The sequence below is a fragment of the Leisingera sp. ANG-M1 genome (assembly GCF_000813745.1).
Lineage (GTDB): Bacteria > Pseudomonadota > Alphaproteobacteria > Rhodobacterales > Rhodobacteraceae > Leisingera.
Window position 1 is genome coordinate 230,051 of sequence record NZ_JWLC01000013.1, and the last position, 25,168, is coordinate 255,218.

The 25,168-nt window shown below is 61.9% G+C and carries 23 protein-coding genes; 19 read left to right on the forward strand and 4 right to left on the reverse strand.

Annotation, left to right across the window (positions count from 1 at the left end):
• The first annotated feature begins 81 nt into the window (after positions 1–81).
• The 5 genes from mutM to rarD all read left to right on the forward strand — a co-directional run bounded on the left by mutM (position 82) and on the right by rarD (position 5,270).
• Positions 82–933 (forward strand): bifunctional DNA-formamidopyrimidine glycosylase/DNA-(apurinic or apyrimidinic site) lyase, encoded by an 852-nt coding sequence (gene mutM, locus RA19_RS12015; RefSeq protein ID WP_039162820.1) that lies wholly within the window; start codon positions 82–84, stop codon positions 931–933.
• 63 nt (positions 934–996) lie between these two features.
• Complete coding sequence (locus RA19_RS12020) at positions 997–1,773, forward strand: enoyl-CoA hydratase (RefSeq protein ID WP_039162823.1); 777 nt, start codon at positions 997–999, stop codon at positions 1,771–1,773.
• A gap of 212 nt (positions 1,774–1,985) precedes the next feature.
• The gene (rpsT, locus tag RA19_RS12025) at positions 1,986–2,249 is read left to right on the forward strand and encodes a 30S ribosomal protein S20 (RefSeq protein WP_008556347.1); all 264 of its coding nucleotides are present in this window, start codon (positions 1,986–1,988) and stop codon (positions 2,247–2,249) included.
• A 546-nt stretch (positions 2,250–2,795) separates the two neighbouring features.
• A complete protein-coding gene (gene dnaA, locus RA19_RS12030) occupies positions 2,796–4,202 on the forward strand; it encodes a chromosomal replication initiator protein DnaA (protein WP_039162826.1) in 1,407 nt (468 codons plus the stop codon).
• Between the two features lie 165 nt (positions 4,203–4,367).
• Positions 4,368–5,270: an EamA family transporter RarD gene (gene rarD / locus RA19_RS12035; RefSeq protein WP_039162827.1), complete on the forward strand. Its 903-nt coding sequence runs from the start codon at positions 4,368–4,370 to the stop codon at positions 5,268–5,270.
• Between the two features lie 7 nt (positions 5,271–5,277).
• Here the strand turns inward: rarD and RA19_RS12040 are convergent, their stop codons facing one another.
• Positions 5,278–6,027 carry a phosphodiester glycosidase family protein gene (locus RA19_RS12040; protein WP_039162828.1) on the reverse strand — a complete coding sequence of 250 codons (750 nt, stop codon included), beginning with the start codon at positions 6,025–6,027 and terminating at the stop codon, positions 5,278–5,280.
• A complete protein-coding gene (gene rbfA, locus RA19_RS12045) occupies positions 6,024–6,419 on the reverse strand; it encodes a 30S ribosome-binding factor RbfA (protein ID WP_039162831.1) in 396 nt (131 codons plus the stop codon). Before rbfA ends, RA19_RS12040 begins: the two co-directional genes overlap by 4 nt.
• Before the next feature lie 86 nt (positions 6,420–6,505).
• Between rbfA and dapB the strand changes: the two genes are divergently transcribed.
• Positions 6,506–7,315, forward strand: coding sequence for a 4-hydroxy-tetrahydrodipicolinate reductase (gene dapB / locus RA19_RS12050; RefSeq protein ID WP_039162833.1), 810 nt, complete (start codon positions 6,506–6,508; stop codon positions 7,313–7,315).
• 126 nt (positions 7,316–7,441) lie between these two features.
• Here dapB and RA19_RS12055 read toward each other — a convergent pair whose 3' ends face one another.
• Positions 7,442–7,633 (reverse strand): DUF1674 domain-containing protein, encoded by a 192-nt coding sequence (locus RA19_RS12055; RefSeq protein WP_039162834.1) that lies wholly within the window; start codon positions 7,631–7,633, stop codon positions 7,442–7,444.
• A 78-nt stretch (positions 7,634–7,711) separates the two neighbouring features.
• On the opposite strand from RA19_RS12055, the gene RA19_RS12060 reads away from it, so the two are divergent.
• From RA19_RS12060 to RA19_RS12115, 12 genes are all read left to right on the forward strand, one after another.
• Entirely contained in the window at positions 7,712–8,974 is a 1,263-nt protein-coding gene (locus RA19_RS12060; protein ID WP_039162835.1) for an RsmB/NOP family class I SAM-dependent RNA methyltransferase, read from the forward strand.
• Between the two features lie 100 nt (positions 8,975–9,074).
• Positions 9,075–10,817 (forward strand): heparinase II/III family protein, encoded by a 1,743-nt coding sequence (locus RA19_RS12065; RefSeq protein ID WP_039162836.1) that lies wholly within the window; start codon positions 9,075–9,077, stop codon positions 10,815–10,817.
• 24 nt (positions 10,818–10,841) lie between these two features.
• On the forward strand, positions 10,842–12,431 hold the full coding sequence (gene purH, locus RA19_RS12070) for a bifunctional phosphoribosylaminoimidazolecarboxamide formyltransferase/IMP cyclohydrolase (RefSeq protein WP_039162838.1): 1,590 nt from the start codon (positions 10,842–10,844) through the stop codon (positions 12,429–12,431).
• Between the two features lie 14 nt (positions 12,432–12,445).
• Positions 12,446–12,928: a signal peptidase II gene (gene lspA / locus RA19_RS12075; protein WP_039162840.1), complete on the forward strand. Its 483-nt coding sequence runs from the start codon at positions 12,446–12,448 to the stop codon at positions 12,926–12,928.
• Between the two features lie 55 nt (positions 12,929–12,983).
• A complete protein-coding gene (locus tag RA19_RS12080; RefSeq protein WP_039162843.1) occupies positions 12,984–13,505 on the forward strand; it encodes a DUF3035 domain-containing protein in 522 nt (173 codons plus the stop codon).
• Positions 13,506–13,670: 165 nt separating this feature from the next.
• Positions 13,671–15,014 carry a M16 family metallopeptidase gene (locus tag RA19_RS12085; RefSeq protein ID WP_039162845.1) on the forward strand — a complete coding sequence of 448 codons (1,344 nt, stop codon included), beginning with the start codon at positions 13,671–13,673 and terminating at the stop codon, positions 15,012–15,014.
• Positions 15,011–16,330, forward strand: coding sequence for a M16 family metallopeptidase (locus RA19_RS12090; RefSeq protein WP_039162847.1), 1,320 nt, complete (start codon positions 15,011–15,013; stop codon positions 16,328–16,330). Before RA19_RS12085 ends, RA19_RS12090 begins: the two co-directional genes overlap by 4 nt.
• Positions 16,331–16,655: 325 nt before the next feature.
• Positions 16,656–18,803, forward strand: coding sequence for a polyribonucleotide nucleotidyltransferase (pnp, locus tag RA19_RS12095; RefSeq protein ID WP_039162849.1), 2,148 nt, complete (start codon positions 16,656–16,658; stop codon positions 18,801–18,803).
• A 56-nt stretch (positions 18,804–18,859) separates the two neighbouring features.
• Positions 18,860–19,909 (forward strand): glycosyltransferase family 2 protein, encoded by a 1,050-nt coding sequence (locus RA19_RS25790; RefSeq protein WP_193748261.1) that lies wholly within the window; start codon positions 18,860–18,862, stop codon positions 19,907–19,909.
• Positions 19,910–20,033: 124 nt separating this feature from the next.
• Positions 20,034–20,765, forward strand: a complete 732-nt coding sequence (locus RA19_RS12105) for an FkbM family methyltransferase (protein ID WP_082020524.1) — start codon at positions 20,034–20,036, stop codon at positions 20,763–20,765.
• On the forward strand, positions 20,762–21,802 hold the full coding sequence (locus RA19_RS12110; RefSeq protein WP_039162851.1) for a glycosyltransferase: 1,041 nt from the start codon (positions 20,762–20,764) through the stop codon (positions 21,800–21,802). The genes RA19_RS12105 and RA19_RS12110 overlap by 4 nt, the downstream gene beginning before the upstream one ends.
• Entirely contained in the window at positions 21,799–22,557 is a 759-nt protein-coding gene (locus tag RA19_RS12115) for a glycosyltransferase family 25 protein (protein ID WP_039162853.1), read from the forward strand. The genes RA19_RS12110 and RA19_RS12115 overlap by 4 nt, the downstream gene beginning before the upstream one ends.
• Positions 22,558–22,650: 93 nt before the next feature.
• On the opposite strand, the gene RA19_RS12120 is transcribed toward RA19_RS12115, so the two are convergent.
• Entirely contained in the window at positions 22,651–23,301 is a 651-nt protein-coding gene (locus tag RA19_RS12120) for a peroxiredoxin (RefSeq protein ID WP_039125683.1), read from the reverse strand.
• Positions 23,302–23,614: 313 nt separating this feature from the next.
• Here RA19_RS12120 and RA19_RS12125 point away from each other — a divergent pair, with 313 nt between their 5' ends.
• Positions 23,615–25,054, forward strand: a complete 1,440-nt coding sequence (locus RA19_RS12125) for an aldehyde dehydrogenase family protein (protein WP_039162855.1) — start codon at positions 23,615–23,617, stop codon at positions 25,052–25,054.
• The last annotated feature ends 114 nt before the right edge of the window (positions 25,055–25,168 follow it).

Consider the following 25,168-nt stretch of genomic DNA (forward strand, 5'->3'; position numbering starts at 1 on the left):
TTGCCGTTTGCTGAGTTTCGCCCTTGTTATAAGGCGCTGTGGGGCAGGCACAATGCGGCCCGTTGGTTCAGGAGGGGTGTAATGCCAGAATTGCCCGAGGTCGAGACGGTGAAACGCGGATTGGCGCCTGCCATGGAAGGGGCGGTGATCACAAAGGCGGCAGTGAACCGCCCGGATCTGCGCTGGCCGTTTCCGGAGCGAATGGCGGAACGCCTGACCGGAGCGCGCGTGAGTGGGTTGCGGCGGCGGTCTAAATACATTCTGGCGGACCTGGATACCGATGAAACGCTGCTTATTCACCTGGGCATGTCGGGCCGTATGACGGTGTCCGGCGATCCGCTGGGGCAGTTCGTGCATGAGCATCCCAAAGCGGAGAAGCACGACCATGTGGTGCTGGACATGGACAACGGAGCCCGTATCACTTTCAACGATCCCCGCCGGTTCGGGGCGATGGATCTGCTGGAGACCGCCACCGCCGAATCCCACAAGCTGTTGGCGGTGCTGGGGCCGGAGCCTCTGGGCAATGACTTCCACGAGGACCACCTGGTTGCCGCCTTCAAAGGGCGCAACACGCCGGTGAAATCGGCATTACTGGATCAGGGAATCATCGCGGGCCTCGGTAACATTTATGTCTGCGAAGCGCTGTTCCGTGCGGGAATTTCGCCACGCCGCAAGGCCGGGCAGATTTCAGCGCAGCGGGTTGCAGTCCTTGTTCCGATCATCCGCGAAGTGCTGCAGGATGCCATCAGTGCAGGCGGGTCGTCGCTGAAAGATTTCCGGCAAGCCTCTGGTGAGCTTGGATATTTCCAGCATTCCTTTGATGCCTACGGGCGTGAGGGCGAGCCGTGCCGGCGCGAGGGTTGCGCAGGGTCAATTGCCAGAATCACCCAGTCCGGGCGCTCCACCTTCTACTGTGTAAAGTGCCAAAGATAGCTTGATCAGAGGGACCCTTTTGGTAAGGACTCAGGACTGAACGGAACAACCGAAAGAGAAATCATGGCCTACGAGACGATCACCGTCGATGTGCAGGACCACGTTTGCCTTATTAAACTGAACCGCCCAGAGGCGATGAACGCGCTCAACCAGGAGCTCATCGGAGAGCTCTGCGATGCTCTTGAGGAAGCTGATGCCAGCGACAAGGTGCGCTGCATCGTACTGACCGGATCCGAGAAGGCCTTTGCCGCCGGTGCCGACATCAAGGAGATGTCGGAGATGAGTTTCACCGAGGTGTTTTCCACCAACCTGTTTGCCGATGCCAATGACCGCATTTCGGCGATCCGCAAGCCGGTGATTGCTGCTGTGGCCGGTTACGCGCTGGGCGGCGGCTGCGAGCTGGCGATGCTGTGCGATTTCATCATCGCCGCCGAGACTGCCAAGTTCGGCCAGCCCGAAATCAATCTGGGCGTCGTGGCCGGGATCGGCGGCACCCAGCGGCTGACCCGCTTTGTCGGCAAGTCGAAATCGATGGACATGAACCTAACGGGCCGTTTCATGAACGCTGAGGAAGCCGAGCGTGCGGGCCTGGTGTCACGCGTGGTGCCGGCCAAGAAGCTGATCGAGGAAGCCACCGGCGCGGCCCAGAAGATTGCCGAGAAATCGCTGCTGACGGCAATGGCAGTGAAGGAATCGGTGAACCGTTCCTATGAGCTGCCGCTGAACGAGGGGCTCTTGTTCGAGCGCCGGGTGTTTCATTCGATGTTTGCCACCGAAGACCAGAAAGAAGGCATGGCGGCCTTCCTGGAGAAGCGCGAGGCGCAGTTCCGGGATAAGTAATGCCCGGTTGAAGAAGTTGCTGAGCGGCGGGCCTGGTGGCCTGCCGTTTTGCTTTCGGGGGCGGCCCCTTGCAATTCCCCGCAGAGTTGGATAAATGCCGCCGTCATACATGCGCGTGCAGCCCGCTTTGGCTAGAATCACACCGGTGACTGATCCGGGGCTGGCTGGCATTGCGTCCGATAGAAACAGAACCCGAGATAAGGTCAGACATCATGGCAAATTCGCCCCAGGCCAAGAAGCGCGCACGTCAGAACGAAAAGCGCTTTGCCGTCAACAAAGCCCGTCGTTCGCGCATCCGCACCTTCCTGCGTAAAGTTGAAGAAGCCATCGCGTCCGGCGACAAGGAAGCTGCAACCGCAGCTCTGCGCGCCGCTCAGCCCGAGCTGATGCGCGGCGTCACCAAGGGTGTGTATCACAAAAACACCGCTTCCCGGAAAATCTCGCGCCTGTCCGCACGCGTGAAGGCGCTGGGCTGAGATTCGCCCGCTTAGGCGGCCTCAAGCACTGTTGAAAAGATGTCAGGGCGCTGCAGATTGCAGCGCCTTGTTTTTTGGGAAAAGCCTTGGCCGGCTGCTGCAGGCGCGAGAGATTCTTTATCCCCAAAGGCAGAGTCAACATCATAGTTTCGTTGCTGCTGACCCCTCCGAATTGCTACCAATAAGTCAGCGATTCACTCGCTGGGGGGACAGGCTGCTCGCGGCAATCTTGACGGGCATCAAGGTTGTCAGGTTGTCCGGAACAGACGGCACACTTGTGTTAGGTCTGACCGGGACCCACTGCTGTATTGGTTACCAAACAGCAGCCTTGTCTCAATTGTGTGCGACAATGTTCGTGACGGCAAATGCCGCCTTCTGCGGCTGTTTTTGCTGTTTGTAAGCGAACGTGCAGCCTTCGGGCAATGCGGCCAGCAATGGACCGCACACAATAGCTCTGTGTGTGAACGGCCCCCGATACTTTGGGGGTAACGATAGAATTGGCCCGGCAAATGGGCCGCTGCTTTTTGGGGACGCGTGAGGCGCAGCATGACAGAAGAAAAATGGGGACAGCTCAGGAACCGGCTGTTGAAGACGGTTGGCCAGAACAATTTCACGACCTGGATTGAGCCCCTGGAATTTGACACTGTGGACGGCGGGGTCGCCGTCTTCAAAGTGCCGACGAATTTCATGGGAAATTACGTCAGCCAGAATTTTGCAGATCTGATTCTGCATGAACTGACCATGGCCGGCGAGCCGGTGCAGCGTTTGGCTTTCCGGGTCGCGGCCAACAGCCCGGCACGCCTGGTGCAGCCGGCTGCCGTTGCCGACAGCTATGCCGGGATGGCGGACGATGCAGAAGTGCTGACCGCCCCGGCGCCGGCTGCGGCGGCAGGCAAGGACACGCTGGAAGCATTGCAAGCGGCACCGCTCGATCCGCGCTTTACCTTCGACAGCTTTGTGGTCGGCAAGCCGAACGAGCTGGCCCACGCCGCTGCGCGCCGCGTCGGTGAGGGCGGTCCGGTCACTTTCAACCCGCTGGTGCTGTATGGCGGCGTTGGCCTGGGTAAAACCCACCTGATGCATGCCATCGCCTGGGAGCTGAAGGAAAAGAACCCAGGCTTGAACGTGCTTTACCTGTCGGCGGAGCAGTTCATGTACCGCTTTGTGCAGGCCTTGCGCGAGCGCAAGATGATGGACTTCAAGCATCTGTTCCGTTCGGTCGACGTGCTGATGGTGGATGACGTCCAGTTCATTGCCGGCAAGGATTCGACCCAGGAGGAGTTCTTCCACACGTTCAACGCGCTGGTGGATCAGAACAAACAGATTATCATTTCGGCCGACCGCGCGCCGGGTGAGATCAAGGACCTGGAAGACCGGGTGAAATCCCGCCTGCAGTGCGGCCTGGTGGTGGATCTGCACCCCACCGACTATGAACTGCGTCTGGGTATCCTGCAGACCAAAGTGCAGCAGCAGCGCGAGACTTACCCGGACCTGCGCATCGCCGATGGCGTGCTGGAGTTCCTGGCGCACCGGATCTCGACCAACGTGCGGGTGCTCGAAGGTGCGCTGACCCGGTTGTTCGCCTTTGCCTCGCTGGTCGGCCGCGAGATTGACATGGATCTGACCCAGGACTGCCTGGCCGACGTGCTGCGCGCCTCTGAGCGCAAGATCACCGTCGAAGAGATCCAGCGCAAAGTGTCCGAGTATTACAACATCCGCATGTCCGACATCATCGGCCCCAAGCGCCTGCGTTCCTATGCGCGTCCGCGTCAGGTGGCGATGTATCTGTGCAAGCAGCTGACCAGCCGCAGCCTGCCGGAAATCGGCCGCCGCTTCGGCGGGCGCGACCACACCACTGTGATGCACGGCGTCAAGCGCATCGAGGAGCTGAAGCTCACCGATGGGCAGATCGCTGAAGACGTGGAAATGCTGCGCCGGTCTCTGGAAGCCTGACGCACATCCACACCCCAAAACACCACTTGCGGCTCCGGTTTCCGGGGCCGTTTTTTTTGTTTGTAAGCCAGCACCCATAACGCGGCTGAATGCCTGGTATCACAGAAAACGAAGTTTCAAGGCGTTCAAAACCGGTCATAACTGCACCCTGCACAGGAGCGCGGCATGACTCAGCAAACCCCTGAAAACACGGATACCCCCCGCGGGCTGGCTTTTGCCATTACCGCCTATCTGCTGTGGGGCTTCCTGCCGCTCTACATGAAGGCGCTCTCGCACATCCCTGCGGCCGAAGTTGTCGCCCACCGGGTGATCTGGTCGGTGCCGGTGGCGGGGGCATTGTTGATCATCCTGCGCCGCACCAAGGATTTGCAGGCGGCGCTGAAGAACCCGCGGATGCTGGGCATGGCCTGCATCACCGCAGCGCTGATCTCCATCAACTGGGGGATCTATGTCTGGTCCATCGCTGCAGGACGTGCGCTGGATGCGGCGCTGGGATACTACATCAACCCGCTGTTCAGCATTGCTCTGGGTGCCCTGCTGCTGCGCGAGCCGCTCAGCAAGGCGCAGCTGGCAGCTGTTGCCATGGCCGCTGCCGCGGTGGTTGTGCTGACGCTGGAGGCGGGCCGGGTGCCCTGGGTTGCGGTCAGTCTGACCCTGACTTGGGGATTCTATGCATTCTTCAAGAAATCCCTGCCGATCGGCCCCAACCAGGGCTTCCTGCTGGAGGTGCTGATTCTTCTGCCGCCCGCGCTCGGTTACTTTGGGTATCTTACTGTCACCGGCAGCAGCAATATCGGCGCCTCTCTCTCCGATACCGCGCTCCTCCTGGGCTGCGGCGTAGTTACCGCGGTTCCGTTGATCGTCTATGCGAACGGGGCAAAGCTGGTGCGGCTGTCGACGATGGGAATCCTGCAATATATCGCGCCGACAATGATCATGCTGGCGGCGGTGCTGCTGTTTGGCGAGGAATTCGGCCGCGCCCGGATGATCGCCTTCCCGATGATCTGGGCCGCACTGATTATCTACACCGTGCCGATGGTGCGGCAGATGCGAAAACGGCCGGGTTAGAGCCTGGTTACTCGCCCGCAGGCGCGTCTTCGACCACACCCACAACCGGCCCCATCATGAAACCGGCATCGCTGCGTCCCAGCTGCGGCGCGTGCAGGCGCGAGATGTTACCGTCGAAATACAGCGCATTGGGCAGCTTCAGGTGATCCCGGAACAGGCTGCCGAACTGGTGGAATGTCACCGCATTGCGCGAGATGGCAAAGACAACCCGGCTTCCATCCGCCGAGGTGCCGACGCCGTTCCTCACGTAATAGCTGTCCGAATCGGGCAGGAACCGCGGGTGCAATTCGCCGTCGATCACCAGCATCGGGCCCGACTGGGTGGCATGGGCGCAGGCCGGGTTGTTTTTTTCAAAAGCCAGGGTCTCGAACACATCAGCCCGGCCTTCACGGATGCAGAAGACCCCGTTGGGCAGCAGCCCGAAGTTGCCGGGACCCGCATTGGTCACCAGCCGCATTTCCTGATCGCCGTCTTCGACATAGAGGCCGACCGGTGAGCGGTCAGCATGGTACATCCCGGCATTGGTGGCAAAGGCCAGCGCCTTGCCGTCCGCTGCCAATGCTTCGCCCAAGGTCGAAAAATGCCCGTAGACCTGCCCCTCGCCATCGCGCAGGAACAGCCGCAACTGCTCCTTGGACGCGTCCACCTCGCAAATCGAGTAGCGGTTGCCTGCATAGGCCACATCGCTGCAGTCTACCGCACCAGCCGCCGGAGCGGCCCACAGTGCGGCCAGCAGCAAGGCGGCCCGGCGGATCACTCTTCCACGTCGCGGCGCACCGCGTCCTGGGACAGCATCCGGCGGGTGTCGTCCATCTGGTCAAAGGTCTCGTCCAGCCGGAAGCGCAGATCGGGGGTGAACTTCAGCCCCAGCTTCTTGCCGACACTGCGGCGCAGTTCAGCCTTGTTGCGGGCCAGCAGTTTCAGCACATCCTCCTGACCCTTGCCGCCCAGCGGCAGCACAAAGGCGGTGGCGATTTTCAGATCGGGAGAGGTGCGCACCTCGCCCACGGTGATCGACATGCGGTTCAGGTCCGGGTCATGTACATCGCCGCGCGCCAGCACCTCGGAGAGAGTGCGGCGGATCAGTTCGCCGACGCGAAGCTGGCGCTGGGAAGGCCCGGGGCCGTCGTGGAATTTATTCTTAGCCATATTCTCGATCTATGCCGGATCGCAGCCTTTGCCAAGCGCTGCCCGGCACTGTAGGACAAATCCAGCTTGAACAAGGGAATTGGCCAATGACTCATAAACCAGGGATCGTGATCACCGGCGCTTCGGGCCGTATGGGGCAGATGCTGATCAAGACGGTGCTGGAAAGCGATAAGGCCACGCTGGCAGGCGCGGTTGAGCGCGAGGGCCACGATTGGGTTGGCCGCGACGTGGGCGAAGCAATGGGCGGCGCGCCGGTTGGTGTCACCGTGACCGCGGATGCGCTGGAGGCGTTCTCCAAGGCGCAGGCGGTGATCGACTTCACCGCGCCTGAGGCAACCCTGGCATTTTCCAAGCTCGCAGCCCAGGCCCGCGCGGTGCATGTGATCGGTACGACCGGCATGAGTGATGAGCAGATTGCCCAGCTGGAGCCGGCCTCCCGCCACGCGGTGATCGTGCGCGCGGGCAATATGAGCCTGGGTGTCAATCTGCTGACCCAACTGACCAAGAAGGTCGCTGCGGCGCTGGATGAAGACTTCGACATTGAAGTGATCGAAGCGCATCACCACCACAAGGTGGACGCGCCTTCCGGCACCGCTCTGATGCTGGGCGAGGCTGCCGCCGAGGGCCGCGGTGTCAAACTGGCGGATGTGCGCGATTCCGGCCGCGATGGGATCACTGGCGCCCGCAAGCGCGGCGACATCGGCTTCACCGCCATCCGCGGCGGTGACATCGTAGGGGAGCATGACGTGCTGTTTGCCGCGGCTGGCGAGCGCATTGTGCTGCGCCACCTGGCCACCGACCGCGCCATATTTGCCCGCGGCGCGCTGAAAGCGGCGCTCTGGGGCCAGGACAAGGGCCCGGGCCAGTACGATATGGTGGATGTGCTGGGACTCTGAGCGCAAATATGCGGCCCTAACGGGCAGCTGCCTCTGGCAGGAGTATTTGTGCAAAAGAGAAGCCCCCAGCACTTCTTCTTTGAAGCAAGTACTCCGGGGGTGCGGGGGCTGGCCCTCGCGCGGGTCTCAGAAATCGACGGCGATGCCCTTTTTTTCCCAGTCGCCATAGCGCGCAGGGTCGGGGCCGTCACGTCCGCCCAGCTCCTTGGGGCGCGGCTCTTGCGCTTCCGCAACCTTGCGGCGTTCCTCGGCTTCGGCCAAGGCGCGCAGGGCAGCGGGTGGCAGATCTTTGTTTTCGGGCGCAGTCTCTTCGCTCATCGCGGGTTCCTTTATGCTCGCGCCATGATATACGCCCCTGTCCGGCGCAAACAACCCAAGCGCCCTAGGAGTTTCCAGATGTCCGATGCCAATCACGCCCGCTGCACCGCTGTCTACCTGCTGGATCAGGTTCTGGGAGAGGGGCGGCTTCTGGCGGAATGCTATGCCGCGGGTGCGCTTGAAAAACTGGCACCTGAGGAGCGGGCACGGGCGCAGCGGCTGGCGGTGGAAACCCTGCGCGGGCTGGAGCGGGCTGACCGGATCCTGAAGAAGCACCTGAAGAAGACACCGCCGCTGATGGTGATGAACGCGCTGCGGCTGGGCACGGTGGAGCTGTGCGCAGGCGGTGCCGCGCATGGGGTTGTGAATGCGATGGTGGCAATTGTCTCCAAGCACCGCCGTCACGGGCAGCTCAAAGGGCTGGTCAATGCGGTGCTGCGCAAGGTGGCGGACGAAGGCCCGGCAGAATGGGCCAAGCTGCGCACCCCGCGGCTGCCGAACTGGCTGCGCAAACCGCTGGTGCAGGCCTGGAGCGCGGAGGCGATGCTGGGCATTGAAGCTGCGCATTTTGCAGGCGCCCCGCTGGATGTGACCGGCAAGCCGGGCGCCGATCTCTCCGCTTTGGGCGGAGAGGGGCTGCCATCGGGCTCAGTGCGGATTGCCAGTGCGGGCCAGGTCTCGGCTCTGCCGGGCTATGACGCGGGGGATTGGTGGGTTCAAGACGCTGCTGCAGCGATGCCGGCCCGTATTCTGAATGCGCAGGCAGGAGAAAATGTTCTGGAGCTTTGCGCCGCGCCGGGCGGCAAGACTATGCAGATGGCCGCCGCAGGTGCGAAAGTGACGGCAGTGGATGCGTCAGAGCCGCGGATGGCACGCCTCAGGGAGAACCTTGCCCGAACCGGTCTGGAAGCGAAGCTTGTCGTAGGCGACGCGCAGGAGCAAGACGGCCTATATGACGCCGTGCTGCTGGATGCGCCCTGTTCCGCCACCGGCACCATCCGCCGCCATCCGGATCTGCCGCAGGCCAAGGACGGAAGCGAGTTTGGCCAGCTGATCGAGCTGCAGGCACAGATGCTGGCACATGCCTGGAGTCTGGTGAAGCCTGGCGGGCGGCTGATGTTCTGCACCTGCTCGCTGCTGCCGGATGAGGGTGAATGCCAGGTGGAAGAAGCACTTGAGATGTTCGAGGACATGGCGGCTGACCGCGATGCGCTGCAGATCGCAGGTGTGGAGCCGGAGTGGATCACCGAAGAAGGCGGGCTGCGGCTGCGTCCCGATTACTGGGCGGATCGCGGCGGCATGGACGGCTTCTACATGGCTCTTCTGCGCAAATCCGCGTGACCCCGGGGCGCCTCCGGCATTCGCCGGTGACTTGCGCTGCACCCCGCGTTATGCTCGCGCCAAAACGCCCTGGTAACCCCCCGGCGCGAGGCAGAAGAGCATGTCCACTTACGACAGAATGGCAAGCCGCGGCACCCGGCTGCTGAACCGGTATTATGCCTGGCGGGCACGCAGCCAGCCGGCCGCGACCGGCTTTGTGTCGCAGCCCGAACCGCGCACCATCGGCAGCTTTGCCCGCGGGCGGCAGCTGGTGGCGGGCAATCTTTTGTTTGCGGGCTACCTGGTCGAATCGCCTGACACCGGTTTGTGGGAAGTTACCGCCCCGGATGCAGCCTTTGATGCAGAGCGGCACGGGTTTGCTTGGCTTGACGATCTGGCTGCGGTGGGTGATTTCAAGGCCCGCGCCAAGGCGCAGCGCTGGGTTTGGGGCTGGATTGCGCAGCATGGCCGCGGCGGCGGGCTGGCTTGGCTGCCGGATCTGACTGGGCGGCGGGTGATCCGTTGGATCAACCATGCGCTGTTCCTGCTCAGCGGCAAGGAGCAGGAGGAGACCGAAGCTTTCTATGGATCCCTGGCGCGCCAGACCTGGTACCTTTCCCAGCGCTGGCAAGGCGCTGCCCCGGGGTTGCCCCGGTTCGAGGCCCTGTGCGGATTGATTTATGCGGGCCTTGCCTTGCAGGGGCGCGAGGAACTGGCGGACCCGGCGGTCAAGGCGCTGGCGGCGGAATGCGTGTCTCAGATTGATGAGCAAGGCGGTCTCCCGACCCGCAACCCGGAAGAGCTGCTGGAGGTCTTCACCTTGCTGACCTGGGCCGCGGCGGCCCTGCATGAGGCCGGGCGCGCCGTGCCACCCGCCCATTCAGCGGCTATCGAGCGGATTGCTCCCACCTTGCGGACCCTGCGTCACTGCGATGGCGGGCTGGCGCGGTTCCACGGTGGCGGCCGCGGCTTGGAAGGGCGGCTCGATCATGCCCTGGCCGCCAGCCATGTGGCAGAGCGCCATGCCGACGGGCTGGCCATGGGTTTTGCCCGGCTGTCGGCACGGCGCACTTCGGTGATTGTCGATGCCTCGCCGCCGCCAAAGGGCAAGGCTTCGAACTACGGCCACGCCTCGACCATGGCGTTCGAGCTCACCTCAGGGCGGCGGCCGTTGATCGTGAACTGTGGTTCGGGTGAGTGTTTCGGCGTTGAGTGGCGCCGGGCAGGGCGGGCCACCCCTTCGCATACCACCCTGTGCATAGAGGGCCATTCCAGCGCCCGGCTGGCGCCGCCGCACAAGACCACCGGCCATGAAGAGCTGATCGAGGCGCCGGATGAGGTGCCGTTGGAAGTCAGCGATCTAGCCAACGGCTACCGGTTTCAGGGCGGCCACAATGGCTATGCTGCGCATTTCGGCCTGACCCATGCGCGTACGCTGGACCTGTCATTTGACGGGAGAGCCTTGAGCGGCGAGGATATGCTGGTGGCGCTGGATGACGCTGCCAAACGCCGGTTTGCAAAGGTTTGCAGCACAAGTCCGGACAATAGCATCGGCTTTGATATCCGCCTGCATCTGCACCCCGAGGTGGACACAGCCCTTGACTTGGGCGGCGCGGCAGTATCCATGGCGCTCAAGAGCGGGGAAATCTGGGTTTTCCGTCATGACGGTTCCTGCAAACTGTCGCTGGAGCCGAGCGTTTACCTGGAAAAGACCCGGCTAAAGCCGCGTGCGGCGAAACAGATCGTTTTATCCGGGCGGGCGATGGAGTATGCCACCCGCGTCCGGTGGACGCTCAGCAAGGCGCAGGAGACTGCCATTGCCGTGCGAGACCTGAACCGGGACGAACCCGAGACGTTTGACTGAGCCTTTAAAAGGACCTGCCCTGCCATGACCGACCTTCACCCCGTACGCCGTGCGCTGCTTTCCGTATCCGACAAGACCGGCCTGATTGAGCTGGGCAAGGCGCTGGATGCGCGTGGTGTTGAACTGCTGTCGACCGGCGGGTCCGCGAAGGCGCTGCGCGACGCTGGGCTGACAGTCAAGGACGTGTCGGAAGTGACCGGTTTCCCGGAAATGATGGATGGCCGGGTGAAAACCCTGCACCCGATGGTGCATGGCGGCTTGCTGGCGCTGCGCGACAATGACACCCATGTGGCCGCGATGGACGAGCACGGCATTGGCGCCATCGACCTCTTGGTGGTGAACCTCTACCCGTTTGAGGCGGCGCTGGCACGCGGTGCGGATTATGACGAGATGATCGAGAACATCGACATCGGCGGCCCGGCGATGATCCGCGCGGCCTCTAAAAACCACCTGTTCGTGAACGTGGTCACCGATGTGCAGGACTATGACGCGCTGCTGGCTGAGCTGGACGCCAACGACGGCCAGACCTCCTACGCCTTCCGCCAGCGCCTGTCGCAGACGGCTTATGCCCGCACCGCCGCCTATGACGCCGCGGTGTCGAACTGGATGGCCACCGCGATCGAAGAGAAAACTCCGCGCCGCCGTGCCTTTGCCGGTGAGCTGAAGCAGACCCTGCGCTATGGCGAGAACAGCCACCAGGAAGCGGCCTTCTACACCGATGGCTCGAACCGTCCCGGCGTGGCCACCGCGGTGCAGCTGCAGGGCAAGGAACTGAGCTATAACAACATCAACGATACCGACGCAGCCTATGAGCTGGTGGCGGAGTTCGATCCGGCCGACAGCGCCGCCGTGGCGATCATCAAGCACGCCAATCCCTGCGGCGTGGCCAAGGGCGCGACCCTGGCCGAAGCCTACCAGAAGGCGTTCGACTGCGACCGCACTTCGGCCTTTGGCGGCATCGTGGCGCTGAACCAGCCGCTGGACGCGGAGACCGCCAAGAAGATCACCGAGATCTTCACGGAAGTGGTGATTGCGCCTGGTGCGTCGGATGAGGCGAAGGAGATCTTTGCCGCCAAGAAAAACCTGCGTCTGCTGCTGACCGACGGCCTGCCGGACCCGCGCAAGCCCATCACCGCATATAAGCAGGTAGCCGGCGGTGTGCTGGTGCAGGACAAGGACGTTGGCTACGTCGGCATGGAAGACCTGAAAGTGGTGACCGAGAAAGCTCCGACCGAGGCCCAGATGCAGGACCTGCTGTTTGCCTGGAAAGTCGCTAAGCACGTTAAGTCCAACGCGATTGTTTATGTGAAGGACAACGCCACTGTCGGTGTCGGCGCCGGTCAGATGAGCCGACTGGACAGTGCCAATGTGGCGGCTGCCAAAGCGGGCCGCATGGCGGCTGAGCTGGGTCTGGAAGAAAGCCTCGCCAAGGGCTGCGCCGTGGCGTCTGATGCATTCTTCCCCTTTGCTGACGGCCTGCTCGAAGCGGCCGCGGCGGGCGGTGCCTGCGTGATTCAGCCGGGCGGTTCGATGCGCGATGACGAGGTGATCAAGGCGGCCAACGAAAAAGGCCTGGCCATGGTCTTCACCGGCATGCGCCACTTCCGCCACTAAGCAGAGCAAAGCAAATGGCAGCACGTTGGATGATCTGGGGCGCGGCCCTGTCTTTGCTGGCCGATCAGGCCAGCAAATACTGGGTGATCCATGTGATGGGGCTGGACCAGCGCCACCGGATCGACGTGCTGCCGCCGTTCCTCAATTTCCGCTACGGCGAGAACACCGGCATCAACTTCGGCCTGTTCGGCGGCGGTGATGAGGCCTCGCGCTGGATCCTGATTACCCTGTCGGTGGTGATCTGCGCCGTGCTGGCAGTTTGGGTCAGCCGCGGCCAGAACAAGTTTTGGGGCATGCAGCTGTCGGCCGGCTTGGTAATCGGCGGCGCGCTCGGCAATGTGGCCGACCGGCTGCTCTATGGCTATGTGCTTGATTTTCTGAATACCTCTTGCTGCGGTATTCGGAACCCGTTTGTGTTCAATGTCGCTGACATCTTTATCTTCGCGGGCGCTGCGGGGCTGATTTTCTTTGACGGGCGGCGTAAAAAGCCTGCGTAGACCTTGGCCGGCAAATGCGTTAAAAGCGCCGGGAAACAGGCAGGAGTTTGGGGCAATGAAGATCCCGTTCGGAGTGATCGTTCTGGCTGGCGCGCTGGCTGTGTCCGGCTGCGCGCAAAAAGGGCTGCGTGTCCTGCAAAAGCCCGGAACCGGCCCGGATGAGTTTCTGGTGCTGCCCTCCAAGCCGCTGAGTGCCCCGGAAAACTATAGCAGCCTGCCGGCGCCGACGCCGGGCGGCAGCAATCTTACGGACGTCAATCCGCAGGCCGAAGCGGTGGCTGCCTTGGGCGGCAAGCCTGGCGCTTTGGTTGCCGGGAACGGCGTGCCAGCCGGCGATGCCGCGCTTGTCACCGCGTCCAGCCGTTATGGCGTTGAGTCGGATGTGCGGGAGACCCTTGCCGAGGCAGACGCCAAGTTCCGTCATCGCAACCGCCACCTGGGCCGGATCAAGATCGTGCCGGTCGACCGGTATGACCAGCTTTACAAGAAGCAGAGCCTGGATCCGTTTGCGGTCAGCGAGCAGTTCCGCAGGGCCGGGGCGGCGACACCGTCGTCTCCGCCTGAAGACGAGTCCTGATCCTCACTTTTCTGCCAGCCAGTCTTGCAAGACGCCAGCAGCAGCGTAGGTTGACAGCAGTCTTTCTGCTGGCAAAGGGCGGCGTTTTGTGGCTGCAATGAAGAAAAGAGCAGTAACCGCACTGGCCTGGGCAAGGGCGCAGATGCAGAAATTGGAGGATGCCAGATGATCCAGAGGATCGCATTGGCCGCCGCAGCGCTGACCGCTGTCCTGTCCGCCCCTTTGCGGGCCGAGGATCAAGCGGTCACCGCGTTTACACTGGGCAACGGCATGGATGTGGTGGTGATCGAGGATCACCGGGCACCAGTCGTGCAGCAGATGGTCTGGTACCGGGCCGGCTCTGCTGATGAACCGCCGGGCCAGTCCGGGGTGGCCCATTTCCTGGAGCATCTCCTGTTCAAGGGCACCGATAAGCTGGCGCCGGGCGAGCTCTCCGCCACCGTGCGCGCCAATGGCGGCCAGGACAATGCTTTCACCAGCTATGACTACACGGCCTATTTCCAGCGCGTCGCTGCCGACCGGCTGGAGCTGATGATGCAGATGGAAAGCGACCGGATGACCAATCTCCGCCTTTCCGAGGAGGATATTGCCACCGAACGCCAGGTGATCCTGGAGGAACGCAACCAGCGCACCGACAACGACCCGGTTGCCCTGTTCCGCGAGCAGCTGCAGGCCGTACAGTACCTCAACCACCGCTATGGCCAGCCGGTGATCGGTTGGCGCCACGAGATGGAAAGCCTGGACATGGCGGACGCGCTGTCCTTCTACCGGACTTTCTACGCGCCCAACAACGCCATCCTGGTGGTCTCAGGCGATGTCGCGCCGGCGGAGGTAAAAACGCTGGCCGAGAAATACTATGGTGTGATCCCCGCCAATCCGGACCTGCCGGAACGTTTCCGCAGCCAGGAACCGCCGCAGACCGCTGCGCGCCGCCTCACTTTCGAGGACCCGCGGGTGGCCCAGCCTTATGTGCAGCGCTCCTATTTGGCGCCGGAACGTGACAGCGGCGCCCAGGAGAAAGCTGCAGCGCTATACCTGCTGGCGCAGCTGCTGGGCGCCGGCAATACGTCCTACTTGGCCAACGCGCTGCAATTCGATCAGCAGGTTGCTGTTTATACCGGCGCCTTTTATTCAGGCAGCTCGCTGGACGACACGTCCTTTACCTTCCTGATCGTTCCGGCCGAGGGCGTCAGCATGGAAGAGGCTGAGGCGGCGCTGGATGCCACCATCGCCCGTTTCCTTGAAGAGGGCGTGGACGAGGCGCAGCTTGAACGGATCAAGCTGCAGCTGCGCGCCTCGGAAATCTATGACCGTGACAATGTGAACGGCATCGCCAACCGCTATGGCCAGGCGCTTAGCATCGGGCTGACCGTGCAGGATGTCCAGGACTGGCCCAATGTCCTGCAATCGGTCACCGCAGATGAGATCATCGCCGCTGCCAACGAGGTGCTGCGGCCGCAGGCATCGGTAACCGGCTGGATGGTCCGCGACGAAGAGGTGACCCAATGACCTTGCTAAAACTCATTGCTGCATCGCTGGTGGCTTGTTTCATGGCGTTGCCGGCCCTGGCGGGGATTAAGATCCAGGAGGTTACCTCTGCTGGCGGCATCAAGGCCTGGCTGGTGGAAGACCATGCGATTCCCTTTGCGGCGCTTGAACTGCGTTTCCGCGGCGGCACGTCGCTGGATGCGCCGGGCAAACGCGGCTCGGTCTACCTGATGGCCGGGCTGCTGGAGGAAGGTTCCGGCGATATGGGGGCACAGGACTATGCCCGCGCGCTGGAGGCGCTGGCTGCGGATTTTTCCTATGACGCAGACAGGGATTCGGTTTCCATCTCCGCTCGTTTCCTGACCGAAAACCGCGAGGAGGCCGTGGCGCTTCTCCGCCAGACCCTGGTTGAGCCGCGTTTTGATCAGGACGCGCTGGACCGGGTGCGGGCCCAAGTGCTGGCCGGGCTGCGCTCGGACGCCAAGAACCCGAACAAGATTGCGGGCGAGGCTTTTGCAAAACTGGCCTTTGGCGACCACCCCTATGGAAGCGACGGCAAGGGAACGGTGGAGACAGTTTCGGCCTTCAGCCGTCAGGACATTTTTGATGCTTACGAGGCGGTATTTGCCCGCGACAGGCTTTATGTCAGTGCGGTCGGGGATATTACCGCCGAAGAACTGGGTGTGCTGCTGGACGATTTGCTGGGCGCTTTGCCTGCCAAGGGGGCACCGATCCCCGGGCCGGCAGACGTTTCCATCGCCGGCGGGGTAACCGTAGTGGACTTCGACACTCCGCAATCGGTGGCCCTGTTCGGCCAGAAAGGTATTGAGCGCGAGGACCCGGATTTCTTCACAGCATATGTGATGAACCAGGTCCTGGGCGGCGGTTCCTTTGAGACCCGGCTGATGACCGAGGTGCGGGAAAAGCGCGGTCTCACCTACGGGGTCTATTCCTACCTGGTGCCGCGGGACCTGGCAGCGGTCTACATGGGATCGGTGGCTTCAGCCAACGGCAAGATGGCCGAAGCGGTGGAGGTGATCCGCGGTGAATGGCGCCGCATGGCTGAAGAGGGCGTGACAGCGAAAGAGCTGAAAGATGCCCAGACCTATCTGACCGGCGCCTACCCGCTGCGGTTTGACGGCAACGGTCGCATTGCCTCGATCCTGACGGGGATGCAGATGGACGAATTGCCCATCAGCTATGTGGAAACCCGCAATGACCGCATCAATGCTGTCACACTGGAAGACGTGAACCGTTTTGCGGCGGAGTTCATGGATCCCGACGGTCTCCATTTTGCCATCGCCGGCCGACCGGAGGGGCTGGAAACCACCAATTGAGGCCGTGCTCGCCTCTGCTATTTAATGCCAGCGCCCGCTCCGTAAGGAGCGGGTGCATTTTGTTGCGGCCGCGCCCGCCGGGGCAAGGGCGGAGGCGGCTGCTGCACCAGGGCGCTGCAGCCCGGCTGACTCCTGCCGCTGCGTCCTGAGGGTTTCTGCTTTTCCTTTCAATCGCGGCCAAACTGCTGTATGGGCGGGCCTATCTGAGACGATGTGCCAAGGCCCCGGCACGCGAACCAAAGATAAATGGGGCCGGCGGCAATGGGGCCGCCACGCAAACGGGAGACCCGGAGGGCCGGGAGTGCTCCCAATTAGGATACGCTAGATGTTTAACGTTTCGAAAAAATCGATGCAGTGGGGCGAGGAAACGCTCACACTGGAAACCGGCAAGGTTGCCCGCCAGGCTGATGGCTCTGTGATTGCCACCCTGGGCGAGACCTCGGTCATGGCCAACGTGACCTTTGCCCGTCAGCAGAAGCCCGGCCAGGACTTCTTCCCGCTGACCGTGCACTACCAGGAAAAATACTATGCTGCGGGCAAGGTGCCCGGCGGCTTCTTCAAGCGCGAAGCGCGCCCGACCGAAAAAGAAACCCTGACCGCGCGCCTGATCGACCGTCCGATCCGCCCGCTGTTCGTCCCCGGCTTCAAGAACGAAGTGCTGGTGATGTGCACCGTGCTGAGCCACGATCTGGTCAATGATCCGGACATCGTAGCAATGATCGCGGCCTCCGCAGCGCTGACCATCTCCGGCGCGCCGTTCATGGGCCCGATTGCCGGTGCCCGCGTCGGCTTTGTTGACGGTGAATACGTGCTGAACCCGACCGTTGACGACATGCAGGACCTGCGCCTCAACCCCGAGCAGCGCCTGGACCTGGTAGTGGCCGGCACCAAGAACGCCGTGATGATGGTGGAATCGGAAGCTTACGAGCTGACCGAAGCCGAGATGCTGGGTGCGGTGAACTTTGCGCATGAGCAGATCCAGCCGGTGATCGACCTGATCATCTCGCTGGCCGAAGAAGCCGCAAACGAGCCCTTCGACTTCACCCCGCCGGATTACTCCGAGCTGTTTGAAGCCGTGAAAGCTGCTGGCGATGCCGACATGCGCGCAGCCTTTGCCATCGCTGACAAGCAAGAGCGCACCGCCGCTGTTGCCGCCGCCCGCGAGACCATCAAGGCCGCGCTGAGCGAAGAGCAGCTGGAAGACGCCAACCTCGGCTCCGCGCTGAAGAAGCTGGAAGCCGGCATCCTGCGCGGCGACGTTGTCAAAACAGGCAAGCGTATTGATGGCCGCCGCACCGATGAGATCCGCGACATCGTTTCGGAAACTTCGCTGCTGCCGCGGACCCACGGTTCGGCGCTGTTCACCCGCGGCGAGACCCAGGGCCTGGTTGTGACCACTCTGGGCACCGGCGACGATGAGCAGTTCATCGACGCGCTGCACGGCAACTTCAAATCCAACTTCCTGCTGCACTACAACTTCCCGCCGTATTCGGTCGGTGAAGTGGGCCGTGTCGGCTCCCCGGGCCGCCGCGAAATCGGTCACGGCAAGCTGGCTTGGCGCGCGCTGCAGGCGGTTCTGCCGGCCCCGACCGACTTCCCCTACACCGTGCGCGTGGTCTCCGAGATCACTGAATCCAACGGTTCCTCCTCGATGGCTTCCGTCTGCGGCGGTTCGCTGTCGATGATGGATGCAGGCGTGCCGCTGAAAGCACCGGTTGCCGGTGTTGCGATGGGCCTGATCCTGGAAGACGACGGCTCCTACGCGATCCTGTCCGACATCCTGGGCGACGAAGACCATCTGGGTGACATGGACTTCAAAGTGGCGGGTACCGAAAACGGTATCACCTCGCTGCAGATGGACATCAAGGTTGCCGGCATCACCCCGGAAATCATGGAGAAAGCCCTGGCCCAGGCCAAAGACGGCCGGATCCACATCCTGGGCGAGATGGGCAAAGCGCTGTCCGAGACCAATGAGTTCTCGGTCCACGCACCGCGTATCGAAACCATGCAGATCCCGACCGACAAGATCCGCGAAGTGATCGGCTCGGGCGGCAAAGTGATCCGCGAGATCGTCGAAGTGTCCGGCGCCAAAGTCGACATTAACGATGATGGCGTGATCAAGATCGCCAGCCCGAACGGCGAAGCCATCCAGAAGGCCTATGACATGATCTATTCGATCGTGGCAGAGCCGGAAGAAGGCCAGATCTACACCGGCAAAGTTGTGAAGATCGTCGACTTCGGCGCCTTCGTGAACTTCTTCGGCAAGCGTGACGGCCTGGTGCACGTCTCCCAGATCGAAAACCGCCGCCTGAACCACCCGTCGGACGTTCTGAAGGAAGGCCAGGAAGTGAAAGTGAAGCTGCTGGGCTTTGACGACCGCGGCAAGGTCCGCCTGTCGATGAAGATCGTCGATCAGGAAACCGGCGAAGAGATTGTTCCCGAGAAGAAAGAAAAGAAAGAAGACGCGGAATAATCCGGTAACTCAGTCCTCCGGCACTTATGTGCCGGAGGACGCCAAGGATGGCCCTTATGCCTCAATACCTGCACTGCGCAAATCCGCCGGCTCTTTCGTCTTCGGACATTCTTTGTGTCGCGCTGGCGCACAATGAAGCCGCGCTTTTGCCGGAGTTTTTGTCTCACTACCGCGCATTGGGGGTGAGCCGGTTTCTGATCGTCAATGACCGTTCGACCGATGGCACTGACGAAATTCTGTCGCAGTCTGAAGATGTGACAGTGTTCACGCCCTGCGAAGGCTCGACATACAAAGAGCATAAGCGGTTCTGGCGGGCAGAAATCCTGGACCAGTACGGGACCGGGAAGTGGTGCGTGGTGCCCGATATCGATGAGCACCTGATCTTTGAAGGGATGGGCAGCCGGCATCTGCCGGATGTTGTCGCCGATCTGGAACGAGAGGGCGCCAAAGCTGTCCAGGCGACCATGGTTGACATGTATTCCGATGTTCCGTTCAACGAAGCACGGTACACGGGCGGCTCTTTGACAGAGGCTTTCCCCTTCTTTGACGGGCCGGACCACCATTTCCGCCTGATTGCTCCGCGGCGGTTTCGCAAAAAGTACCCGACGCCGGATCACATGGTCTTTGGCGGAGTGCGGCAGCGTTTGTTTTTGCCACTGGATATCTATGGCAACAGCTGGCGCGAACGGTTTTTCCGGGGCGCATCAACAGTGAATGGCGGTTTCGGGTTCCGTGGAGCCAGCGGGCTGGCAGCTTATGCCGCGAGAGCCTTGATCAAGTCCCGTCTCAAGAAGCGGAATTTGTTCAATCTGACCAAGGTCCCGCTGGTGCGCTGGCGCAAGGGCTGGTTCTACTACAATGGCGCCCATGCGCTGTCGGCGCCCGCCCGGCTTTCGCGTGAAAAGATGGCGCTTCTGCACTTTTGTTTTGCTGCAGGCAGTTCGGGGTTCGAACATAAGGCTGCCCGGGGTGAGCACGCCAACGGGTCGGAATTTTACCAGAAAATGCTGCACAGCGATCAGGCGAGACGCTCCAGCCCGGTATTTACCGGGACGGAAAAATATACCTCTGAGAAATCCTTGGGCAGCTTCATAGGCCGAAGCTGACCCTGCATCCGCCATCTGATCCGGAGCGGATGCTCAATCCGGGTCAAACGGCAACTAACATAGTGCGAGCCGGACAGCGAAGAATTGCGGCGCATGCACCGGAACTGAATAAGGTTGAGTACACATGACGGATTCCCGAATGATCCCCAAGAAGCCGTTTGCCCGATCGTTCCGCAGGTGGTGGAACCAGAAGCTCGGGACCAAAGAGTACACCTATAACGGCGTGCGCCTGGTGACGGACCAGCAGCGCGTGTCGAAGGACGTCTACTATGGGATCTTCTCCGGCCAGTATGAAGACACCGAGGCAGCGATTATCAATGTCAAAGTCGGACAGGGCGACCGGGTTCTGGAGGTGGGCGCAGGCGTTGGTTTCGTCAGCATCCTCTGCGCAAAGCTTGCCGGGGAACAGAATGTCCGGTCTTTCGAAGCCAACCCGGGCATGGAGACGCTGATCCGGGAAAACTATGCCTTGAACAAGGTTGCGCCGGCGCTTGAGATGAAAGCTGTCACCCGGGACGGCGCACCCGTCCGGTTCCACGTTTCGGACAACATTCTGTCTTCGTCTCTGTATGATCGGTCGCTGGCCGGGAAAGAAATCGAAGTCGAAAGCGTGGCGCTGGCTGCGCTGGCCGAAGAGTGGCAGCCAAGCGTGCTTGTCATGGATGTGGAGGGAGCCGAGGTGGACATTCTCGGCTATGAGGCTCTGCCCGGGGTGAAACGGATGATCCTTGAAGTCCACCCCCATATTGTGGGTGCCGAGGCGATTGACGCCATGCTGTCCCGTCTGGAGGCGCAAGGATTCAATAAGACCTTTGCCTACCGCAAGAGCGTTCTGCTTGAAAAGGAAGACGCATGACAACCCGGTTGCTGCACGTCCACTTTGGCAAGGAAGGCGGGGCTGAGCGCTTCTTTGTTGCTTTGGCACAAGCCTTTGACCGGCATGGGGTCGAGCAGCAATTCATTGTGCGTCCCAATCAGTCCTGGACGCCTGAAGTTGCCGCAATCGGCCAGGTGACGCCGGGCAATTTTTCACACTGGATGGCCGCAACCGGTATCCTGCAATGGAAGATGCGGCGCATCTGCCGGACCTGGCAGCCCGATGCGATCCTGGCCTGGATGCCAAGGGCCAGCCGGCTTTTGCCCGCGTCCACATCGGCAATCCGGCTGACCCGGCTGGGCGATTTTCCGACCAGCCTGAAGTATTTCAAGAACACGGATGTGGTTGTAGGCAACCTGCCCGCCATTGGCACGCATGTGCAGTCTCTGGGCTGGACGGGCCCGACTGCGACGGTTTCGAACTTTCCCCGCCCGATTGAACCCAAGCCAGTCAGCAGGGCGGAGCATGGCACGCCTGACGATGCATTCCTGGTTGTGGCCGGCGGCCGGTTTGTGCAGCGCAAGGGCATGGATGTCGCTTTGCGGGCGGTTGCAAAGACGCCCGGCGCGTGGCTCTGGCTGCTGGGCACCGGGCCTGAGGAGGCCGCGCTGCGGGCATTGGCTGCGGAACTGCAAATAGAGGACCGCGTCAGATTTCTTGGCTGGGTGCCGGAAGCTATTCACTGCATTGCGGCGGGGGATGCCTTTGTGATGCCGTCCCGCCATGAGCCCTTGGGGAACATGCTTCTGGAAGCCTGGCGGGCCGGTGTGCCCTCGGTTTCGACACGCTCAGAAGGGCCGGACTGGTACATGCGCGGCGGCGTTGACGGTGTGCTGACGGAAATCGACGATGTTGATGCTGTAGCCGCAGGCCTGGCTCACATCCGCGCCGAGCCGGACGCCGCAGCAAAATATACCGCCAATGCGTCGGCGCGGCTTGACGAGATGTTTTCGGAAAAAGCGGTTGTGGACGCTTATGTGAAGCTTTTCCACCAGAACGCAGCGGACGTGCGATGAGCATCAAGGGATATGTGATCAACCTGGCATCTTCGCCCGAGCGCATGGAGAATGCGCGGGCTGAACTTGCCAAGCACCGGATCGACGCCGTGCGTGTTGACGGGTTTGATGGCCGCGAAATCGACCTTGAGGCGTTTTCACCTTACGATGACGCAAAAGCCCGCCGCTTTATGGGGCGGTCGATGAGCGGAGGCGAAATCGGCTGTTATGTCGGACATCAAAGAGCGCTGTCGGCGTTCCGCGACAGCGGCGAAGACATGGCCATTGTGTTCGAGGACGACATCACCTTTGCCAATGGCGCTTCCGAAGTGCTGGGCCCGCTGCTCGACTGGCTTGCGGGCCGCTCGGATTGGCACTGCGTGAACATCGGCACGAACCGGCTGAAGATTACAACTCCGCTGGAAACCGTGGCAGGCTGTGAAGTGGTGCGGGCCCACTATTTTCCGATGCTGGCACACGCGCTGGTCTGGAATCAGGCCGGAGCCAGGGCCTTTCTGGAAGTGGCGGAACCAATTTTCTGCCCTGCCGACAACATGATGCGCCAGGTCTTCACCCGGTCTGACATGGGGCTGGCAACCTGCCGCAGCCTGGTGGATGCGGGCAGTTTCGACAGCGATATTTCTGCCCGTTCGGATGGTAACCGCGGCACCTACCGCCGGACCGCCTTGTACGGGTTCCGCAAACAGCGCCGTCTGTTGCAGGAAAAAGCGCTGGCGTTCAGCCACAAGGTCGGCCGCAGCTGGACAGCCCGCTGATTGCGGCCTCCCGCACAGGCTGCGGCAGTCAGAGCTCATTTTTCTGAAATATTGGGAGAGGCGCCTTACGTGCCTCTCCCGTGCCTGTCCGGCTTATTCGGGCGCCTTCACCTTGCGCAGGTAAGGGAAGATTGTCTCGAACTCTCCGAATTTCGCTTTGGCGTCTTCGTTCGACACGGTCGGCGGAATGATCACGTCCTCGCCCGGCACCCAGTTGGCGGGGGTTGCTACGCCTTTGGCGGACATTTGCAACCCGTCCAATGCGCGCAGGATCTCGGCAAAGTTGCGGCCGACGGTCATCGGGTAGGTCATCGACAGCTTCAGCTGCTTGTCCGGGCCGATGATGAAGACAGAACGGACTGTGGCACTGTCCGCAGGGGTGCGGCCGTCGGGCAGATAGGCGTCGGCGGGCAGCATGTCATAAAGCTTGGAGACTTCCAGCCCGCCGTCAGCGATGATGGGGAAGCCTGCCGCGGCATTGCCGTAGCTTTCGATGTCTTTCTTCCAGCCCTTGTGCTCTTCGACGCCATCAACGGACACGCCGATCACCTTGGTGTTGCGCTTGGCCCATTCGTCATTCAGCTGGGCAACTGCCGAAAACTCGGTGGTGCAGACCGGGGTGAAGTCCTTGGGGTGGGAAAACAGAATCGCCCAGCTGTCGCCGATCCAGTCGTGGAAGCTGATGCTGCCCTGATCGGTCTCGGCGGTGAAATCGGGAACCACGTCGTTAATGCGCAAACCCATGGCATTGTCCTCCTAAAGTCAGGTTTTCGTGTTTGGTTGTTGTCGTTGCCTGGCGGCTTTCGAGTCGCCTCGAACGCTACCTAGGTGCTCTGGAGCCACGTTACAGCCCCTCAGCCGGGATACCACCCGGATTCTGCAATTTCCTTGTTCGGCAAATGCTTGCAAGTGCTGCAACGGGAGCGTTGACAGTACCGCCCATAATTTGATCAAATTATGCTGCCAAAGCCTCTTGCCCCCTTTCCGGCCTGGTGACACAGTGGCCGCCAAACCGGCGGAATGGCCGGGAAAGAACATCTGAAATGGGAGTCCCCAGATGATCGAGAAACGCGACTTTTACATCAACGGCCAGTGGGTTGCCCCCTCGGCTGCCAATGACTTCGAAGTGATCAATCCCTCGACCGAAGACCCCTGCGCAGTGATTTCGCTGGGCTCTGAAGCCGACACCAACGCAGCTGTGGCAGCGGCCAAAGCGGCGCTGCCGGGCTGGATGGCTACTCCGGTGGCAGAGCGCATCGTGCTGGTGGAAAAGCTGATTGATGTTTACGAGTCCCGCGCTGAGGATCTGGCCCAGGCGATGTCGCTGGAGATGGGCGCGCCGATCGACATGTCCCGGGCCTCTCAGGTCGGTGCGGGCAGCTGGCACCTGCGCAACTTCATCACCGCGGCCAAGGAGTTCGACTTCGATGCGCCGCTGAACGAGCGCAGCCCAAACGACCGTATCATCCACGAAGCGGTTGGCGTCTGCGCCCTGATCACGCCATGGAACTGGCCGATGAACCAGGTGACCCTGAAGGTCGGCGCGGCGGCGGTGGCCGGCTGCACCATGGTGCTGAAGCCCTCGGAGCAAAGCCCGCTGAATGCGATGATTTTTGCTGAGCTGATGGACGAGGCCGGCTTCCCGGCAGGTGTCTTCAATTTGGTGAATGGTGACGGTCCGGGCGTCGGCTCGCAGCTGACCACGCACCCGGATGTGGACATGATCTCCTTCACCGGCTCCACCCGTGCGGGCATCGCGATCACCCAGGCCGCGGCGCCGACCCTGAAAAAGGTCGACCTGGAGCTGGGCGGCAAAGGCGCCAATGTGATTTTCGAGGATGCCGACGAAAAGGCTGTCAAACGCGGCGTGCTGCACATGATGCAGAACACCGGCCAGAGCTGCAACGCGCCGTCGCGGATGCTGGTGCAGCGGAGCATCTATGACCGCGTGGTTGCCGAAGCTGCGGAAGTGGCCGCCAAGGTCGAGGTTGGCCCGGCAAGCAAGGAAGGCCGCCATATCGGCCCGGTGGTGAATGAGCTGCAGTGGAGCAAGATCCAGGATCTGATCCAGAAGGGCATCGACGAAGGCGCCAAACTGGTGGCAGGCGGCACCGGCCGCCCGGACGGGCTGAACAAGGGTTACTATGTGAAGCCCACTGTCTTCGCCGATGTGAACAACCAGATGACCATCGCCCGCGAAGAGATCTTTGGCCCGGTTTTGTCGATCATCCCGTTTGAAACCGAAGAGGATGCGATCGAGATTTCCAACGACACGCCTTATGGTCTGACAAATTACGTTCAGACCCAGGACGGCGCCCGCGCCAACCGCATGGCCCGCGCGCTGCGCTCGGGGATGGTGGAGATGAATGGCAAATCGCGCTCGGCCGGCTCGCCCTTTGGCGGCATGAAACAGTCCGGTAAGGGCCGCGAGGGCGGCAAATGGGGGATCGAGGACTTTCTGGAAGTGAAAGCTGTCGGCGGCTGGGCGGCCGAGTAAGTTTCCTGACAGAGTAATTGAGGAAGCCGCCTCTTTGGGGCGGCTTTCTTTGTTGTGCTGCTGGATGCCAGCCCCGGTAGGTGCTCCCGCGCCTGCAAGCCGCCCGGCTGCGCT

Excerpts from the sequence above, each read along its gene's own strand:
- mutM (WP_039162820.1), top strand. The coding sequence starts at position 82 with ATGCCAGAATTGCCCGAGGTCGAGACGGTGAAACGCGGATTGGCGCCT.
- RA19_RS12020 (WP_039162823.1), top strand. The coding sequence starts at position 997 with ATGGCCTACGAGACGATCACCGTCGATGTGCAGGACCACGTTTGCCTT.
- rpsT (WP_008556347.1), top strand. The coding sequence starts at position 1,986 with ATGGCAAATTCGCCCCAGGCCAAGAAGCGCGCACGTCAGAACGAAAAG.
- dnaA (WP_039162826.1), top strand. The coding sequence starts at position 2,796 with ATGACAGAAGAAAAATGGGGACAGCTCAGGAACCGGCTGTTGAAGACG.
- rarD (WP_039162827.1), top strand. The coding sequence starts at position 4,368 with ATGACTCAGCAAACCCCTGAAAACACGGATACCCCCCGCGGGCTGGCT.
- rbfA (WP_039162831.1), bottom strand. The coding sequence starts at position 6,419 with ATGGCTAAGAATAAATTCCACGACGGCCCCGGGCCTTCCCAGCGCCAG.
- dapB (WP_039162833.1), top strand. The coding sequence starts at position 6,506 with ATGACTCATAAACCAGGGATCGTGATCACCGGCGCTTCGGGCCGTATG.
- RA19_RS12055 (WP_039162834.1), bottom strand. The coding sequence starts at position 7,633 with ATGAGCGAAGAGACTGCGCCCGAAAACAAAGATCTGCCACCCGCTGCC.
- RA19_RS12060 (WP_039162835.1), top strand. The coding sequence starts at position 7,712 with ATGTCCGATGCCAATCACGCCCGCTGCACCGCTGTCTACCTGCTGGAT.
- RA19_RS12065 (WP_039162836.1), top strand. The coding sequence starts at position 9,075 with ATGTCCACTTACGACAGAATGGCAAGCCGCGGCACCCGGCTGCTGAAC.
- purH (WP_039162838.1), top strand. The coding sequence starts at position 10,842 with ATGACCGACCTTCACCCCGTACGCCGTGCGCTGCTTTCCGTATCCGAC.
- lspA (WP_039162840.1), top strand. The coding sequence starts at position 12,446 with ATGGCAGCACGTTGGATGATCTGGGGCGCGGCCCTGTCTTTGCTGGCC.
- RA19_RS12080 (WP_039162843.1), top strand. The coding sequence starts at position 12,984 with ATGAAGATCCCGTTCGGAGTGATCGTTCTGGCTGGCGCGCTGGCTGTG.
- RA19_RS12085 (WP_039162845.1), top strand. The coding sequence starts at position 13,671 with ATGATCCAGAGGATCGCATTGGCCGCCGCAGCGCTGACCGCTGTCCTG.
- RA19_RS12090 (WP_039162847.1), top strand. The coding sequence starts at position 15,011 with ATGACCTTGCTAAAACTCATTGCTGCATCGCTGGTGGCTTGTTTCATG.
- pnp (WP_039162849.1), top strand. The coding sequence starts at position 16,656 with ATGTTTAACGTTTCGAAAAAATCGATGCAGTGGGGCGAGGAAACGCTC.
- RA19_RS25790 (WP_193748261.1), top strand. The coding sequence starts at position 18,860 with ATGCCTCAATACCTGCACTGCGCAAATCCGCCGGCTCTTTCGTCTTCG.
- RA19_RS12105 (WP_082020524.1), top strand. The coding sequence starts at position 20,034 with ATGACGGATTCCCGAATGATCCCCAAGAAGCCGTTTGCCCGATCGTTC.
- RA19_RS12110 (WP_039162851.1), top strand. The coding sequence starts at position 20,762 with ATGACAACCCGGTTGCTGCACGTCCACTTTGGCAAGGAAGGCGGGGCT.
- RA19_RS12115 (WP_039162853.1), top strand. The coding sequence starts at position 21,799 with ATGAGCATCAAGGGATATGTGATCAACCTGGCATCTTCGCCCGAGCGC.
- RA19_RS12120 (WP_039125683.1), bottom strand. The coding sequence starts at position 23,301 with ATGGGTTTGCGCATTAACGACGTGGTTCCCGATTTCACCGCCGAGACC.
- RA19_RS12125 (WP_039162855.1), top strand. The coding sequence starts at position 23,615 with ATGATCGAGAAACGCGACTTTTACATCAACGGCCAGTGGGTTGCCCCC.